The 15,018-nt window shown below is 64.4% G+C and carries 15 protein-coding genes; 5 read left to right on the forward strand and 10 right to left on the reverse strand.

Features of this window, described 5'->3' with window-relative positions:
• Positions 1-22: 22 nt before the first annotated feature.
• Positions 23-640: a class I SAM-dependent methyltransferase gene (locus RAD04_RS30255; RefSeq protein WP_461626726.1), complete on the reverse strand. Its 618-nt coding sequence runs from the start codon at positions 638-640 to the stop codon at positions 23-25.
• A gap of 285 nt (positions 641-925) precedes the next feature.
• Positions 926-1,522, reverse strand: a complete 597-nt coding sequence (gene phaR, locus RAD04_RS30260; RefSeq protein WP_461626727.1) for a polyhydroxyalkanoate synthesis repressor PhaR — start codon at positions 1,520-1,522, stop codon at positions 926-928.
• A 317-nt stretch (positions 1,523-1,839) separates the two neighbouring features.
• Between phaR and RAD04_RS30265 the strand changes: the two genes are divergently transcribed.
• The 3 genes from RAD04_RS30265 to yddG all read left to right on the forward strand — a co-directional run bounded on the left by RAD04_RS30265 (position 1,840) and on the right by yddG (position 4,980).
• Positions 1,840-3,018 (forward strand): acetyl-CoA C-acetyltransferase, encoded by a 1,179-nt coding sequence (locus RAD04_RS30265; protein ID WP_461626728.1) that lies wholly within the window; start codon positions 1,840-1,842, stop codon positions 3,016-3,018.
• A gap of 252 nt (positions 3,019-3,270) precedes the next feature.
• Positions 3,271-3,996, forward strand: coding sequence for an acetoacetyl-CoA reductase (gene phbB / locus RAD04_RS30270; RefSeq protein ID WP_461626729.1), 726 nt, complete (start codon positions 3,271-3,273; stop codon positions 3,994-3,996).
• Positions 3,997-4,110: 114 nt separating this feature from the next.
• The gene (gene yddG / locus RAD04_RS30275) at positions 4,111-4,980 is read left to right on the forward strand and encodes an aromatic amino acid exporter YddG (protein ID WP_179732221.1); all 870 of its coding nucleotides are present in this window, start codon (positions 4,111-4,113) and stop codon (positions 4,978-4,980) included.
• A gap of 49 nt (positions 4,981-5,029) precedes the next feature.
• Here the strand turns inward: yddG and RAD04_RS30280 are convergent, their stop codons facing one another.
• Entirely contained in the window at positions 5,030-5,452 is a 423-nt protein-coding gene (locus RAD04_RS30280) for a cupin domain-containing protein (protein WP_104465135.1), read from the reverse strand.
• 37 nt (positions 5,453-5,489) lie between these two features.
• On the reverse strand, positions 5,490-6,257 hold the full coding sequence (gene gloB / locus RAD04_RS30285; RefSeq protein WP_461626730.1) for a hydroxyacylglutathione hydrolase: 768 nt from the start codon (positions 6,255-6,257) through the stop codon (positions 5,490-5,492).
• Positions 6,258-6,365: 108 nt separating this feature from the next.
• On the opposite strand from gloB, the gene RAD04_RS30290 reads away from it, so the two are divergent.
• On the forward strand, positions 6,366-7,112 hold the full coding sequence (locus RAD04_RS30290; protein WP_038972812.1) for a methyltransferase domain-containing protein: 747 nt from the start codon (positions 6,366-6,368) through the stop codon (positions 7,110-7,112).
• A 93-nt stretch (positions 7,113-7,205) separates the two neighbouring features.
• Here RAD04_RS30290 and RAD04_RS30295 read toward each other — a convergent pair whose 3' ends face one another.
• Positions 7,206-7,994: a DUF4167 domain-containing protein gene (locus RAD04_RS30295; protein ID WP_461626731.1), complete on the reverse strand. Its 789-nt coding sequence runs from the start codon at positions 7,992-7,994 to the stop codon at positions 7,206-7,208.
• A gap of 460 nt (positions 7,995-8,454) precedes the next feature.
• Positions 8,455-9,351: a peptide chain release factor N(5)-glutamine methyltransferase gene (gene prmC, locus RAD04_RS30300; protein WP_461626732.1), complete on the reverse strand. Its 897-nt coding sequence runs from the start codon at positions 9,349-9,351 to the stop codon at positions 8,455-8,457.
• A gap of 91 nt (positions 9,352-9,442) precedes the next feature.
• Here prmC and RAD04_RS30305 point away from each other — a divergent pair, with 91 nt between their 5' ends.
• Positions 9,443-9,868, forward strand: a complete 426-nt coding sequence (locus RAD04_RS30305) for an HIT family protein (protein ID WP_091966062.1) — start codon at positions 9,443-9,445, stop codon at positions 9,866-9,868.
• A 26-nt stretch (positions 9,869-9,894) separates the two neighbouring features.
• On the opposite strand, the gene RAD04_RS30310 is transcribed toward RAD04_RS30305, so the two are convergent.
• From RAD04_RS30310 to RAD04_RS30325, 4 genes are all read right to left on the reverse strand, one after another.
• Entirely contained in the window at positions 9,895-10,593 is a 699-nt protein-coding gene (locus tag RAD04_RS30310) for an ABC transporter ATP-binding protein (protein ID WP_461626733.1), read from the reverse strand.
• Complete coding sequence (locus RAD04_RS30315; protein ID WP_461626734.1) at positions 10,590-12,428, reverse strand: branched-chain amino acid ABC transporter ATP-binding protein/permease; 1,839 nt, start codon at positions 12,426-12,428, stop codon at positions 10,590-10,592. Before RAD04_RS30315 ends, RAD04_RS30310 begins: the two co-directional genes overlap by 4 nt.
• A gap of 3 nt (positions 12,429-12,431) precedes the next feature.
• A complete protein-coding gene (locus tag RAD04_RS30320) occupies positions 12,432-13,307 on the reverse strand; it encodes a branched-chain amino acid ABC transporter permease (protein WP_461621325.1) in 876 nt (291 codons plus the stop codon).
• Positions 13,308-13,407: 100 nt separating this feature from the next.
• Complete coding sequence (locus RAD04_RS30325; RefSeq protein WP_461626735.1) at positions 13,408-14,742, reverse strand: substrate-binding protein; 1,335 nt, start codon at positions 14,740-14,742, stop codon at positions 13,408-13,410.
• Positions 14,743-15,018: the final 276 nt, after the last annotated feature.

Genomic DNA, 15,018 nt, shown 5'->3' on the forward strand with positions numbered 1-15,018 from the left:
ACAAGCCCGGCCATGACGAGACCTACTTCTGCCGCCTGAACCGGCTGAACTGAAACGCCTGCGTCGAATTCCACGGCGTATGATGCGTCTCGCGTTGCGTCTCGACCAGTTCGAACTCCGGCCCGAACTCTGCAGCAAGGCTGCCGCTGTCATGGCGTTGCACCGGCAAGCCGCTGCATTTCTCCGGACCATCGGGCGCAAAGGTCGCGATGATGATCTGGCCGCCAGGCGCAATCGCCGATCGCAGCCGCTCGACGTAAGCCGCCCTGTCACGGGGGTCGGTCAGGAAGTGAAACGCCGCGCGGTCGTGCCACACATCGTAAGTCCTGGCCGGCCGCCAAGTCGTGGCGTCGGCAACGATCCAGTCGACCGCGGAAGAGGCCTGACCGATTCGCGTCTTCACCGCGTCGAGCGCGTTGGCGGAGAGGTCCAGCACGGTGAGATCGCGATATCCGTCTTGAAGAAGAGCATCGACCAGCCGCGAAGCGCCCCCGCCGATATCGATGATCGCCGCGTCGTGATCCGGATTGGCCGCGCGGATCATGTCGCGCGAGATGGTCGGACGGTCCTGAAACCAGCTGACCTCGGCCTCGCCCTTGGTGGCGTAGACGTTGTCCCAATGGATGGTGCGGTCGGACATGGCAGCGATGGGCGGAGAGGATCCGACAGCCGCGGTCGGCGATGACGGAATGTTACAAGTGTTCGCCCGACCGAGCAAGTCCGCTTCGGGGATGCCGAAATTACTCAGCTCTTTCAACCCCGTTTCTACTGTGCATGGGGTTGTTTTTCAGGTTTTAGGCTGGAGGGGCTCCCATACCTGTCCAACGTCGTCCCTGCCTGGTGCGCCATTGCGCACGGGGGCCGGGACGACAATGGAGTTGGTGGCGTCGAACGCAGGCCGACGCGCGAGCCCGACCGGGAAGGCCTACTCGTCCTTCTTCGACATGCGCTCGAGGCGTTCCTGCATGTCCTTCATCTGCTGGCGCAAATCGTCGATGTTGTTGTCCTTCGGCGCCTCGGCGTTCGCGTCGGGCTCCGGCTCCGTGCCGGTCGCCGGGCGGCCCGCATTGGGAGCAAACGGCTTGAACATCGAGAAGGTCTGCTGGAACAGCTCCATGTTACGGCGGACTTGTTCTTCCAAAGGAGCAAAAGGAGTACCGGACAGGGTGTTGGCGATCTGCTTGCGGAACTTCTCTTGCTCCTGGGTCAGGGTCGCGATCGACTGCTCCAGATATTTCGGCACCACCATCTGCATGCTGTCGCCGTAGAAGCGGATGAGCTGGCGCAGGAAGGTGGTCGGGAGCAGGTTCTGGCCGGCCTTGTTCTCCTGCTCGAAGATGATCTGGGCGAGCACGGAGCGGGTGATGTCGTCGCCGGTCTTGGCGTCATAGACCAGGAAATCTTCGCCATCCTTGACCATCGCGGCGAGGTCTTCCAGCGTCACGTAGGTACTCGTTCCGGTGTTATAGAGCCGGCGGTTCGCGTATTTCTTGATGGTTGTGGGTTGGTCTGATTTCGCCATGGGCTCTCACTTGCAAGCACGGAGAACGGGAACCCGGCGGGCCATGCCGCAGGGCGGGAAGAGTACGCAACGCAACAAAATAAGCATTTTCAAAGGGGTCACGCTACCGTTTTGTGCGGCACGGTTAATCGCAGAGCAAAATCATGCTTGCGAAAGCGCCAAGAACGCTATTTTGAATGCGCTGCGGCATGAATTCGGTCGCCGGCCGATTGACATGCCTCAACGACGTTAACAGGATGGCTGACGAGACTGGCGAGCCGTTTTCTCAAAGCCCCGCCTGCCCCCTTTCAAGAAACCTCAAGCCTCAGGAGATGCCCATGTCAGACGATGTCGTCATCGTCAGCGCCGCCCGCACCCCGGTCGGAAGCTTCAACGGAGCGTTCGCGACCCTTCCCGCCCACGATCTCGGCGCCATTGCCATCAAGGCCGCGCTGGAGCGCGGTGGCATCGAGCCCGGTCGGGTCTCGGAAGTCATCATGGGTCAGATCCTGACCGCCGCCCAGGGCCAGAACCCGGCCCGCCAGGCCTCGATCGCCGCCGGCATTCCGGTGGAGAGCCCGGCCTGGGGCGTCAACCAGCTTTGCGGCTCCGGCCTGCGCACGGTCGCGCTCGGCTACCAGGCGCTGCTCAACGGCGATTCCGAAATCGTGGTCGCCGGCGGCCAGGAATCCATGAGCATGGCTCCGCACGCCCAATATCTGCGTGGCGGCGTCAAGATGGGTGCCGTCGAGTTCGTCGACACCATGATCAAGGACGGCCTGTGGGATGCCTTCAACGGCTACCACATGGGCAACACCGCCGAGAACGTCGCACGGCAGTGGCAGATCACCCGCGCCCAGCAGGACGAGTTCGCGGTCGCCTCGCAGCAGAAGGCCGAAGCGGCGCAGAAGGCCGGCAAGTTCACCGACGAGATCGTTCCCGTCACCATCAAGACCCGCAAGGGCGACATCGTCGTCAGCGCCGACGAATATCCGCGTCACGGCGCCACGCTCGACGGCATGGCCAAGCTCAAGCCCGCCTTCGAAAAGGACGGCACGGTCACTGCGGGCTCGGCATCCGGCATCAATGACGGCGCCGCCGCCGTGGTGCTGATGACCGCCAAGCAGGCCGCCAAGGAAGGCAAGAAGCCGCTCGCGCGGATCGTGTCCTGGGCGCAGGCCGGCGTCGATCCGAAGATCATGGGTTCGGGCCCGATCCCGGCCTCGCGCGCCGCGCTGAAGAAGGCCGGCTGGAATGTCGGCGATCTCGACCTGATCGAGGCCAACGAGGCCTTCGCGGCGCAAGCCTGCGCCGTCAACAAGGATCTCGGCTGGGATACCTCCAAGGTCAACGTCAACGGCGGCGCGATCGCGATCGGTCATCCGGTCGGCGCGTCCGGCGCACGCGTCCTGGTGACGCTGCTGCACGAGATGCAGAAGCGCGATTCGAAGAAGGGCCTCGCCACGCTGTGCATCGGCGGCGGCATGGGCATCGCGATGTGCATCGCGCGCGACTGAAGATAGCTGACATGCAGCTTACGCGCAGTTTGCGCGTGCGCTGCACACGTCAGTGAGTGCGTTGCACGCGACTAAAAAGGCAGCGGTTGCAAATCAAATATTCTTCGCAATCTTGCAGGCCTCGACTAAATACAAACGCCCGGCTCAACGCCGGGCGTTTTGTTCTTGATGTCCGTCAAACCAACCGCATAATCCAACGTTAAAAAAAGTCGCTTCAGAAACGTCCGAAGAGTCCAAGGGAAGGAATACGACATGGCACGTGTTGCATTGGTCACGGGTGGTACGCGGGGCATCGGTGCTGCGATCAGCAAGGCACTGAAAGCGGCGGGATACAAGGTTGCGGCGAGCTACGCCGGCAACGATACGGCGGCGGAGAAGTTCAAGGCCGAGACCGGCATCGTCGTCTACAAATGGGACGTCAGCAGTTTCGATGCCTGCGCCGAGGGCGTGAAAAAGGTCGAGGCCGATCTCGGGCCGGTCGAGGTGCTCGTCAACAACGCCGGCATCACCCGCGACACTGCCTTCCACAAGATGACGCTGGAGCAGTGGAACGCGGTCATCAACACCAATCTCGGCTCGCTGTTCAACATGACGCGTCCGGTCATCGAGGGCATGCGTGCGCGCAAGTTCGGCCGCATCATCTCGATCTCGTCGATCAACGGCCAGAAGGGGCAGTTCGGTCAGGTCAATTATTCCGCGGCGAAGGCCGGCGACATCGGCTTCACCAAGGCGCTCGCGCTGGAGAATGCCAAGGGCGGCATCACCGTCAATGCGATCTGCCCTGGCTACATCAACACCGAAATGGTGCAGGCGGTGCCGAAGGACGTTCTGGAGAAGAACGTGATCCCGCAGATCCCGGTGAGCCGGCTCGGCGAGCCCGAGGAGATCGCCCGGGCGGTCGTGTTCCTGGCGGCCGACGAGGCCGGTTTCATCACGGGCTCGACGATGACCATCAATGGCGGCCAGTATCAGGCCTGATAGGACGCCAAGCCTTCAGGTCAAAAGCCTGTAGCTTCAGGCGCGACAAGGCGTTAGTGAAGACGACAATGCCCGGCCTCGCGCCGGGCATCGTTGTCCTCAGAGCCTTCGTCAATGACCCCGCGCACAGCCACGCTGATCGGATTGACCGCGATCCTGATGTGGTCGCTGCTGTCGGTGATGACGGTGGCGACCGGAACGATCCCGGCGTTCCAGCTCGCCGCGATGACCTTCGCCATCGGCGGCCTGGTCGGCCTGCTCACCTGGATCGGCCGCGGCGAGGCGGCGAAGAGCCTGCGTCAGCCGCTGGTCGTCTGGGCTGTCGGCGTCGGCGGCCTGTTCGGCTATCACGCGCTGTATTTCCTCGCGCTGCGCTTCGCGCCGCCAGCCGAAGCCGGCTTGCTGAATTATCTGTGGCCGCTGCTGATCGTGCTGTTCTCGTCCTTTCTGCCGGGCGAGCGGCTCGCCCTCCATCACATCGTTGGCGCGATGCTCGGCCTCGTCGGCACCGTGCTGCTGTTCGCCGGCAACACTTCCGGCTTCGCGGCGGGGCAGGTGCCGGGATTGGCCGCGGCCTTCATCGCCGCGTTCGTCTGGGCGGCCTATTCGGTGCTGTCGCGCCGGCTCAAGGCCGTGCCGACCGATGCGGTCGCCGGATTCTGTCTGGCCACCGCCGTGCTTGCCGCGCTGATGCATGGCCTGCTCGAGACCACCGTCTGGCCGGAGACCACGCTGCAATGGCTCTCGGTGATCGCGCTCGGCATCGGTCCGGTCGGTGCCGCGTTCTACGCCTGGGACATCGGCATGAAGCGCGGCGACATCCGCGTGCTCGGCGCCGCCTCTTACGCGACGCCGTTGCTCTCGACCGGCTTCCTCATCGCCGCCGGTTTCGCCAAGGCCAGCGCCAACATCGCGATTGCTGCGATCCTGATTGCCGGTGGCGGTTTGATCGCCGCGAAGGATATGGTGCTGCGGAAGCGGTGATTGTCATTCCGGGGCGCGCGAAGTGCGAACCCGGAATGACGGTGCGAGCCTACGGCTCCCAGCCCTGTGGTGCGAGCTCGAAGCCTGCGAATTCGAATGCCGGGGCCACGGTGCAGCCGACCAGCGTCCACTCGCCCGTCGTCTCCGCGGATTGCCAGGCCTGCGCCGGCACGATCGCCTGCGGCCGGTCTCCATTCGCAAGGTCACTGCCGAGCCGCACCTGGTGCTGCGAGCAGCCGTCATGGGCGATGCGCAGCATCAAGGGACTGCCGGCGTAATAGTGCCATGTCTCGACCGCATCGACGCGATGCCAGTGCGAACGCTCGCCGCGTGCCAGCAGGAAGTAGATCAGGGTCGAGCGCGAACGCCCGTTGGCGTCCGTGGTCTGGTCGCGAAACGTCTCGCGATAGTGGCCGCCCTCGGGATGCGGACGGAGTTCGAGGCGCGCGATGATCTCGGCTGCAGTCGGCATCGATCCAGTCAGGACTTTCTTCTGCAGGACTTGTTCTTCAGGATTTGTTCTTGCGTTCGCGCAGCTCGCCGAACACCGCGGCGGCGTCCGCGCCCTTCATGTGCAGCCTCGCCGCGACCTGTGGCTCATCGGCGCGCAGGAACACGTTGGCCCGCTTCTCGTCGCCAAGCAGCGTGGGAATGGTCGGCTTGTTCTCGGCCCTGAGCCTCGTCACCTCCGCTGCGCGCGCCTGGAGCGCCGCATTGTCGGGATCGACGGTGAGCGCGAACTTGACGTTGGAGGCCGTGTATTCGTGGCCGCAATAGAGCTTGAAGTCGTCGGGCAGGGCACGCAGCTTCAGAAGCGAATCCCACATCATCGGATAGGTGCCCTCGAACACGCGGCCGCAGCCGATCGAGAATAGCGTGTCGGCGGCGAACACCGTCTTCTCGGTGTCGAACACGTAGGAGATGTGGTCGAGCGTGTGGCCGGGCGTCTCCAGCACGCGCGCCAGCAGATTGCCGATCTTGATCACGTCGGCATTGGCGACACGCAGATCGACGTCCGCAATTTTCGTGGTCTTGTCGTGCGGCGCGACGACGCGGCAGTTGTATTTCTGCTTGAGTTCGGCGACCCCGCCGACATGATCGCCGTGATGATGGGTGATCAGGATGTCGGTGAGCTGCCAGCCCTCGCGCTCCAGCGCCGCCAGGATGGGGTCGGCCTCAGGCGCGTCGATCGACGCCGTCGCCTTGGTTTCCACATCGTGGATCAGATAGCCGAAATTGTCGTTTAAACAGGTGAAAGTACGAATTTCGGCGGCCATGTCATCTCCATCGGGCTCAGCCCCGCCAGACAAATATGGCGTTAACGTTGCGCAGGCAATGCAATATTCCGCGCGCGGCCGCGGTCTCGCGCATGTTACATTGCCGTCATGACCATCGACGTCGTCGACCTCCGCGAGTTCTATTCCCGCCGCCTCGGGATCGTGGCGCGGCAAATGATCAATCGCGGCATCAGGGAACGCTGGCCGAGGGCGGAGGGCCACCGCGTGCTCGGCCTCGGCTATCCCACCCCCTATCTGGGGTTGTTCCGCGAAGACGCCGAGCGCTGCCTCGCCTTCATGCCGGCGGCCCAGGGCGTCCTGAAATGGCCGACGGGACGGCCGGCGCTGGCCTCGCTGGTCGACGAATTCTCGCTGCCGCTCCCCGACGCCGCGGTCGACCGCATCCTGCTGGTCCACGCGCTGGAGATGTCGGACGATCCGGCCGCGCTGCTGCGCGAGGTATGGCGCGTGCTGTCGCCGTCCGGGCGCGTGATCGCCGTGATCCCGAACCGGCGCGGGGTGTGGACCCGCACTGACAGCACGCCATTCGGTCACGGCCGGCCCTATTCGCGCTCGCAGATCACCGATCTGCTGCGCCAGACCTGGTTCACGCCGACCGCCTGGGGCGAGGCGCTGTTCATGCCGCCCTATGCCGGCGGCTGGGTGCTGAAATCGGCGCAGATGTGGGAGCGCGCCGGTGCGGCACTGTCGCTGCCCTTTGCAGGCGTCCATATCGTGGAGGCAACCAAGCAGGTCTACCGCGCGATCCCCGCCAAGCGCGAGCGGGCACGGCTGATTCCGTCGCTCGCGAAGCCCGTGCTGGTGCCATCCTCGACGACGGTGACGCGCAGCTAGGTCACAAGCGTTGCCGCGACCGATGGTCGTCAAAAACAAATCGTCCCGGCAAGGCCGGGACGATTCCAGATCAGTCGATCAGAAGAAGCTCACTTACTCGCTGGGCGCGAGATCATCGCCGGATGCGGCCGGAGCTGCTTCGCGCTCGGGGCGCGGGCCATGCGGCCGGCGCCGCCGGCGCGGGAAGCGTTCGCCACCGCCGGCTCCGCCCTCGAAACCGGCCTGGCCGCCATTCGCGCCGCCGTTCACCTGCGGCTGCGCGCCGGTGATGAAGGAGGGCAGGCGATCGACGCTGCCGGTGTCGGTGACGACGGGCTGCGGCTGATTCTGCGGTTGCGGCTGGGGCTGATATTGCGGCTGCGGGCGATGGTCGCGCTCGCGGTGCTCGCGCGGTTGCTGCTGATCGCGCTGATAGGGCTGGTTGTCGCGCTGCTGATGATCACGCTGGTGATGATCGCGCTGGCCGTCGCGGTCGCGCGCGAAGGGCTGCTGCTGTTGCGGCTGCGGGACGAAGCCCGGCTCCTGGCCGAAATTCGAGAAATTCTCGCCGTCGTCGTCGCCGTCGTCGCTGTTGCTGCTGATCGGCTCGTCACCGCGCGGCTGCTGGTTCTGGCGGAACTGTTCCTGGGCCGCGGCGATCAGGCGGAAATAATGCTCGGCGTGCTGGTAGTAGTTCTCGGCTGCAACGGGGTCGCCCGAAGAGCGCGCGTCGCGTGCGAGCTGGAGATACTTTTCAGCGATGTGCGAGGCGGTGCCGCGGATCTTGATGTCGGGTCCGTTGGACTCGTAGACCCGGGTCATCGGGTTCTGGCTGCGCCGGTTGTTGTTGTTATTGTTATTGTTGCGGTTGCGCATCCGCTGCTTGTTCTGACCGTTTCTCATGTCCTGCCTTTAATTCCAGCCCTAAACGTTGCACGCATTACGATTGCTAGGAGTGACCTGGTGACAGCGGTTCACATCGCTCGCGCGCACCACGCGCAAGAGCGGATCGAACCCTGCCGATGTTCGTCGACCGTCGCGTTCAACAAGGACGCGTTCCCCACCCGCCAGCACTGATCGCCAGCGAACCCATTCATTTTGCCTGCCGAAACAAGCCCAGCTGTGTTGCGTAAGTCTTCAAGCGCAATATCAGGCTTTCGTTCACTTTGCGGTCGGAGAGCAGCGCAGCTCCACTGGCTATCGCGCTTCACAGGACCTGCGGCTTGGAACCTTTATCAGTAAAGCTCTCGCCCGAGAGCCCGGCTTTCGCCCGTAGGTCTACGGGGCCGGCACCGATGTGTTGATCGGAACGTAGTCGTTCCCAAGGGATATTCCAAGAGCTTTTTGCAAGCCAATCCGGCTTTTATGGGGGCATTTTTCGGGCCGAAACGGCCCGCGGAATGCCCGCCAGGTCGGCCTTGGGTGGCCTGTCCACCGTTAACGCGCCAGCTATCATCAAGGTTTCAATATTTCTGGCCTGCCCCTGTCCGGCCTCGACGATCAGCGCTCCGCCGGGGGCGAGACGCTCGGCGGCCTGCGGGATCAGGGCGCGATAGGCGTCATATCCGTCATTGCCGCCGTCGAGCGCCAGATGCGGATCGTGGTCGCGCACCTCGATGCTCAGTCTCGGGATTTCGGCGGAGGGAATATAGGGCGGGTTCGAGACGATGAGGTCAAACGGGCCGCGCAGCGCCGTCAGATAGGAGCAGGCGACGAAGCCGGCGCGGCCGGCGAGGCCCAGGGCGGCCGCATTGTCGCGCGCCGTATCGAGCGCCGTCGGGCTTACATCGGTGCCGACGCCAAACGCGTCGGGAATCTCCCACAGCAATGCGAGCAGGATGGCGCCTGATCCGACACCGATATCGGCGATTCGCGGGCGCCGCCCCGAAATCGCCAGCCCGCGGAAGATCTCGAGCGCCAGTTCGACGACGGTCTCGGTGTCCGGCCGCGGTACCAGCGTCGCCTCGGACAACCGCAACGGCATGCCCCAGAAGTCTCGCACGCCCAGAATGCGGGCCACCGGCTCATGCGCGAGCCGGCGTTGCGCGTATCGTTCGAGCTGCGTGGTCTCCTCAGGCGTGAGTTGTCGTGATGCCTGCGTCACCATGCCGGTCAGATCGAGCTCCAGCGCGGCGCCGACGAGAAGGCGCGCATCGAGGGCCGCCTCCTCGATGCCGGCCGCTTGCAGCCGTGCCGCGAGCGCGCGCCGCGCACTCTCGACATTATGTCCGGGAACGTTATTTGTCGCCAATGGAGCCATCCTGCCTGCCATCGTGGATAGATCGGCCGGTTCGCTTGCGTCAACGGAAAGGAGCGCGTTTGATCGCGCCTCGCAAGCGACGGAGGGGTCGATGACGGCCTATGACGATCAGAACGTCTTCGCAAAGATCCTGCGCGGCGAGATTCCCTGCTTCGAGGTTTTCAGGGACGAGCGCAGCCTGGCCTTCCTCGACATCATGCCGCGCGCGCCCGGGCACACGCTGGTGATTCCGCGGGCGCCGGCGCGCGGCATCCTGGATATTGCGGAGGACGACCTTGCCGCCGTCGCCCGGACGGCCAAGCGAATCGCGATTGCGGCAATGAAGGCGTTTGACGCGGAGGGTATCATCCTCCAGCAGTTCAGCGAGCCGGCCAGCGGGCAGGTGGTGCTTCACCTGCACATGCACGTCATGCCTGTCAGGGCCGGCGTCGACCTCTTGCCGGCGCAGACCCGCAAGGAAGATATGGCCGTGCTCGCCGATCACGCCAAACGGATGATCGCGGCGCTTGGCGGCTGAACCTGACAGCCGAGCTCGGCGGGTGGCTAGACGCCGAGATAGCGCTGCAGCAGCTCCGGCTGGGCCTTGAGCTCCTGTGCCGGGCCCTCGTGCACGATATGACCGTTGTTGATGATGTAGATCCGGCTCGCCAGCGCCAGCGTCGCCGCCAAATTCTGCTCGACCAGCACGATGGTCTGGCCGGCCGCCGCCAGCTCGCGGCAGGCCTTGACGAGATCGTGGACGATGACGGGCGCGAGCCCCTCGAACGGCTCGTCCAGCAGCACGATCTTGGGATCTCGCACCAGCGCCCGCGCGATCGCGAGCATCTGCTGCTCGCCGCCGGAGAGCTCGGTGCCGCGGTTGTTGCGCCGCTCCTTCAGCCGTGGAAACATCTCGTAGATGCGGTCGAGCGGCCAGCGCTTCGGCGCGGTAATCCCGGCAAGGACGATGTTCTCCTCCACCGACAGGCTGCCGAAGATACGGCGCTCCTCGTGCACGAGCTGCATGCCCGCCTGCGCGATTCTGTGGCTCCTGCGTCCGGCGATGTCGATACCGTCGAACTTCACGCTGCCGCTGCGCGGCGTCACGACGCCCATCAGGCTCTTCAGCGTCGTGCTCTTGCCGGCGCCGTTGCGGCCGAGCAGCGCCACCACCTCGTGACGTTCGACGTGCATGGCGACGTCGAACAGGATGTGGGAATCCCCGTAATAGCTGTTCAGGCCGTTGACCTCGATCAGGCTCATGCGGCGATCTCCCCGTGCACGCCGCCGAGATAAGCCTCCTGCACCGCGGCGTTGGTCCGGATTTCCTCCGGTGTGCCGTCGAGCAGCACCTTGCCCTCCTGAAGCACCGTCACGCGCTCGACCAGCTCGAACAGCGAATCCATGTCGTGGTCGATGATGATCATGGTGCGGCCGCGCGCGATCGATTTGAGCAGCTTGACGGTCTCGACCCGCTCGCGCGGGCTCATGCCCGCGAGCGGCTCGTCGAGCAGCAGCAGCCGCGGCGAGGTCGCGAGTGCGAGCCCGATCTCGAGCCGGCGCTTCTCGCCATAAGCGAGTTCGGCGACCGGCGTGTCGGCGCGGCGGGCCAGATTGACCAGAGCGAGCGTATGCTCCACCTGCTCCGTCAGGCCTTTGACGCTGGAGAGCTTGCGGAAGAGATCGAGGCGGAACTTTCCACGCAGCTCGGCGAGCGCGGCGATCGTCAGGTTCTGCCGTACCGTCAGCCCGGTGAAGAGCTGGTTGACCTGGTAGCTCTTGGTGAGCCCGAGCTGGCAAACCTCGGTGACCTTCAATCCCGTGATGTCGCGCCCCTCGAACACGATCTGGCCGGAGGTCGGCGCGATCTCGCAGGTCAGCATCTTGAAGAAGGTCGACTTGCCGGCGCCGTTGGGGCCGATGATGCCGCGCAGCTCGCCTTGATTGACGCTGAAATCGATGTCGCTGTTGGCGACGAGGCCGCCATAGCGCTTGGTGAGACCGGTGGCTTTCAGGATGGGCCCGGAATAAGCGGGGTGCGCGACCTCCTTGGCCTGCATCGGCGCCGGCGCAAGGTGCAGTGTCGTCTCAGTGTCCGGCTCGGCCTCCGTATCGCTCCGCTTACGCCTGCCGGAGAGAAGGCGATAAAGGTCCGCAAGACCGCCGATGATGCCGCCGCGCAGGAAGCAGACCAGCAGCACGAACACGACGCCAAGCACCAGCTTCCAGGCGGCACCTAAGCCCAGCGCGGATTGGAGGAAATCCTGAAGGAACAGCCAGACGGTCGCGCCGACCAGCGGCCCGAACAGCGTGCCTCGGCCGCCAATGGCGGTCTGCATCACGAGCTGGCCGGACGTGTCGAAAGTGAAGGCGTCCGGCGGCATGAAGGCCTGGAGCACGCCGAGCAGGCCGCCGGCGAAACCGGCGTAAGCGGCTGCGATCACGAAGGCCGTCAGCTTGTAGCCGTGGATGTTGTGGCCGACCGCGGTGGCGCGCAGCGGATTGTCCCGGATCGCGCTGAAAATGGCGCCGACCGGCGAGCGCACGATCCTGAGCGCGATGATGACGCCGATGAAATAGCACAGCGCGATGAACTGATAGAGCGACCAGCCGTTGGTGAAGTGAACGGTGGTGAAGCCGAGATTGAAGCTCGGCGTCGGCACGCCCGGCAGGCCGTTCTCGCCGCCGGTGAAGTCGGAGAGCGGGTTGAACTCGACGAAGAAGAACACTTCCGCAATCGCGACCGTGATCATGGCGAAGTAGATGCCGGTGCGGCGGAGCGCGATCAGGCCGATCAGGTAGCCGGTCGCAGCCGCTGCGATCATGCCGATGATCAGCGCGCCCAGCACGTTGCCGAAGCCGGCGCGGGTCAGGAGGTAGGCGGCGACGAAGCCGCCGGTGCCGTAGAAGGCGGACTGGCCGAACGACAACAGGCCGGTGAAGCCGAACAGGATGTCGAAGCCGAGGCCGAACAGGCCCCAGACCAGGATCCGGTTCACGGTGTTGGGCGCGAAGCCGAGATGGGGCAGCACGAAGGGAGCCACGATCAGGCCGATGGCCGTCAGCGTCTCGATCAGGAAGGGGCGTTGCTTGAGCATCACTTACTCTCGGCCCTGGACGCCGAGCAGGCCATGCGGTCGCACCACGAGCACGAGCGTCATCGCCGCAAACAGCATCACATAGGCGTAGCCGGGGTTGAACATGGAGGTGACGCTGATGATCTCGCCGGCGATCAGGCCGCCCAGGATCGCGCCTGGGAACGAGCCGACGCCGCCGATCACCACCACCACGAAGGTCTGGACCAGGATGTCGTCACCGATGCCCGGCGTCAGCGACACCACCGGCGCGTTGACGATGCCGGCAAAGCCGGCGGCCATCGCGCCGATGCCGAACACCACCATGAAGACCCGGTAGACATTGATACCGAGCGAATCCACCATCACCGAATCCTCGATGCCGGCCCGCACGATCATGCCGAGCCGGGTCCGGTAGAGGATGATGAACAGCGCACCGAGTGCGATCGCGACGATGCCGACCACCGCGAGGCGGTAGGTTGGATAGAACATGAAGCCGAGATTGGTGATGCCCTGGAATATCGCCGGCGGCGGGACCAGCTGCGACTGGCTGGAGAAGATCAGCCGGATGACCTCGACGAAGCAGATGCCGAGCCCGAACGTCACCAGCAACTGATCCTCGTGCGGCCGATGATAGAAATGGCGAATGATGACGCGTTCCATTGCAACGCCCAGCAGCATCACGAACAGCGAGCCCGCGATCACGGCAAGGATGAACGATTCCGTGTACTGATAGGCGACGAACCCGGCATAGCCGCCGATCATGAACATCGCGCCATGCGCGAGGTTGAGCACGCCGAGCGTGCCGTAGATAATGGTCAGGCCGGAGCTGATCAGCGCGAGCAGCGCGCCGAGCGCGAGCCCGTTGAAGAGCTGCGAGACGAGGTTGGGCCAACTAATCATGCAATGATCACGGTTGTGGCGCGTTCCGGCGGTGCGCAAAAAAGGGTGACGCCGCAGGAGCCGGAAGCGACCTACGGCGTCACAGAGGATTAGCGCGAGCTCAGCTGTAGTCGCCGGGATGGCAGCCGAAGGCGTCCGGCTTCTGCATCAGGCCTTCGCCGGGGACGACCTCGACCACATCGTACCAGTCCTCCTTGGTCTTCATGTCCTTCTGCTGCTTGCCCTTGACGATGATCACCGGGCGGACGCACTGATGGTCCTCGGGGCGGTAATGCACGTCGCCGACCAGGGATGGCAGCGTCTCGCCCTTCTCATAGGCCTTGATCACGTCGGGCGGGTTGAAGCTGCCGGCCTGCTCGCACATGCGGGCCCAGTGCGCGAAGCTGACATAGGCGTTCTCCGCGCCCCATTCCGGCTTGTAGCCGTACTTCTTCTCGAAGGCCTCGTTGAACATCTTGGCGAGCGGAAACTTGTCCTCGAGCGTCCACCAATAGTCGGTGGCGGCGTAGACGCCCTGCATCAGCCCGCCGGTCTCGCGCGCGATGAAGGGCACTTGGTAGGGGACGACCAGCTTCATCTTGTCGAGCACGCCGAACTGCTTGGCCTGCTGGGTCGACAGCACCGCATCGTGGCCCCAGTTGACGTTGATCAGCACGTCGGCGCCGGAATTCGCGACGTTCAGCAGATACGAGGAATAGTCGGGCGCGCCCAGCGGCGCGACCTGGTTGGTCACGGTGGTCCAGCCGGCGGACGCAAGGAAGTCCTGCATCGACTTGGTGACGGTGTGACCGTAGGTGTAATCAGGCGTGAGATACGCAGCCTTCTTGCCCTTGCCGAACTCCTTGACCATGACGGGGCCGATCGCCGCCGCGGCGGTCTGGCCGAAGAAATTCTGGCGGAAGCCGTAGCGGACGCAGTCCTTGCCGGTGGTGTCGTTCGAGCCGGAGATGCCGCAGACGAAGATCACCTTCTCGCGCTGGGCGAGCTTGTTCAGCGCGACCGCAACGGCGCTCGAGGTGCCGCCGGTGATCATGATCGCCTTGTTCTCGCTGATGAAGCGCTGCTGCGCCTGCACCGCCTCGTTCGGCTTGGCCGCGGAATCCGCGACGCCGAATTTCAGCTCCTTGCCGAGCACGCCCTTGCTGGTCTTCGGCGAGATCTTCTTGATCAGGTCGTGACCGCTGTTGATGTGCTCGATCGCGAGCTGATAGCCCTTGAGCTCGTCCTCGCCCTGCACGGCATAGGTGCCGGTGCGCGGCACCGAGATTCCGATGAAGGCGCTGGAACCCGAAACGCCCGCGGGATAGGAGCCGACGGCCGGCTTGTCCTCGGCGAAGGCCGGTATCGCGGGCAGCACCGAGCCGCCGATGAGGCCTGCCGTGGTCTGGAGCAGGCCGCGGCGCGAGAGGCCACGGCGAATGAGATGGTCAGTCATGATCGTTTCCTCCGGATATCGTTCTTGTTTGCAGGCAAAAGACGACCTGTCCGGCGGCAACCGGCCTCGAAAGGCCTGCCTGCACCGGGCACGTCACATCCGCGTGTAGCTCCTGGACGTAAACATTGCTTGTGAACTCCTTCTGTCAATTTCGCCTTTGGTCGAACGGCGAAAATTATCGCGTGAAAACATATCGGATCACGATATATATTAGTCTTTGTGAGTACGAGATTGGCGGGTTCGGCGAGAGAGATGCCGCGGCAGACGACAGTAGCG

The sequence above is a fragment of the Bradyrhizobium sp. 25ACV genome, from assembly GCF_054863005.1.

Coding starts and splice junctions, on each gene's coding strand:
- RAD04_RS30255 (WP_461626726.1), bottom strand. CDS start 640: ATGTCCGACCGCACCATCCATTGGGACAACGTCTACGCCACCAAGGGC.
- phaR (WP_461626727.1), bottom strand. CDS start 1,522: ATGGCGAAATCAGACCAACCCACAACCATCAAGAAATACGCGAACCGC.
- RAD04_RS30265 (WP_461626728.1), top strand. CDS start 1,840: ATGTCAGACGATGTCGTCATCGTCAGCGCCGCCCGCACCCCGGTCGGA.
- phbB (WP_461626729.1), top strand. CDS start 3,271: ATGGCACGTGTTGCATTGGTCACGGGTGGTACGCGGGGCATCGGTGCT.
- yddG (WP_179732221.1), top strand. CDS start 4,111: ATGACCCCGCGCACAGCCACGCTGATCGGATTGACCGCGATCCTGATG.
- RAD04_RS30280 (WP_104465135.1), bottom strand. CDS start 5,452: ATGCCGACTGCAGCCGAGATCATCGCGCGCCTCGAACTCCGTCCGCAT.
- gloB (WP_461626730.1), bottom strand. CDS start 6,257: ATGGCCGCCGAAATTCGTACTTTCACCTGTTTAAACGACAATTTCGGC.
- RAD04_RS30290 (WP_038972812.1), top strand. CDS start 6,366: ATGACCATCGACGTCGTCGACCTCCGCGAGTTCTATTCCCGCCGCCTC.
- RAD04_RS30295 (WP_461626731.1), bottom strand. CDS start 7,994: ATGAGAAACGGTCAGAACAAGCAGCGGATGCGCAACCGCAACAATAAC.
- prmC (WP_461626732.1), bottom strand. CDS start 9,351: ATGGCTCCATTGGCGACAAATAACGTTCCCGGACATAATGTCGAGAGT.
- RAD04_RS30305 (WP_091966062.1), top strand. CDS start 9,443: ATGACGGCCTATGACGATCAGAACGTCTTCGCAAAGATCCTGCGCGGC.
- RAD04_RS30310 (WP_461626733.1), bottom strand. CDS start 10,593: ATGAGCCTGATCGAGGTCAACGGCCTGAACAGCTATTACGGGGATTCC.
- RAD04_RS30315 (WP_461626734.1), bottom strand. CDS start 12,428: ATGCTCAAGCAACGCCCCTTCCTGATCGAGACGCTGACGGCCATCGGC.
- RAD04_RS30320 (WP_461621325.1), bottom strand. CDS start 13,307: ATGATTAGTTGGCCCAACCTCGTCTCGCAGCTCTTCAACGGGCTCGCG.
- RAD04_RS30325 (WP_461626735.1), bottom strand. CDS start 14,742: ATGACTGACCATCTCATTCGCCGTGGCCTCTCGCGCCGCGGCCTGCTC.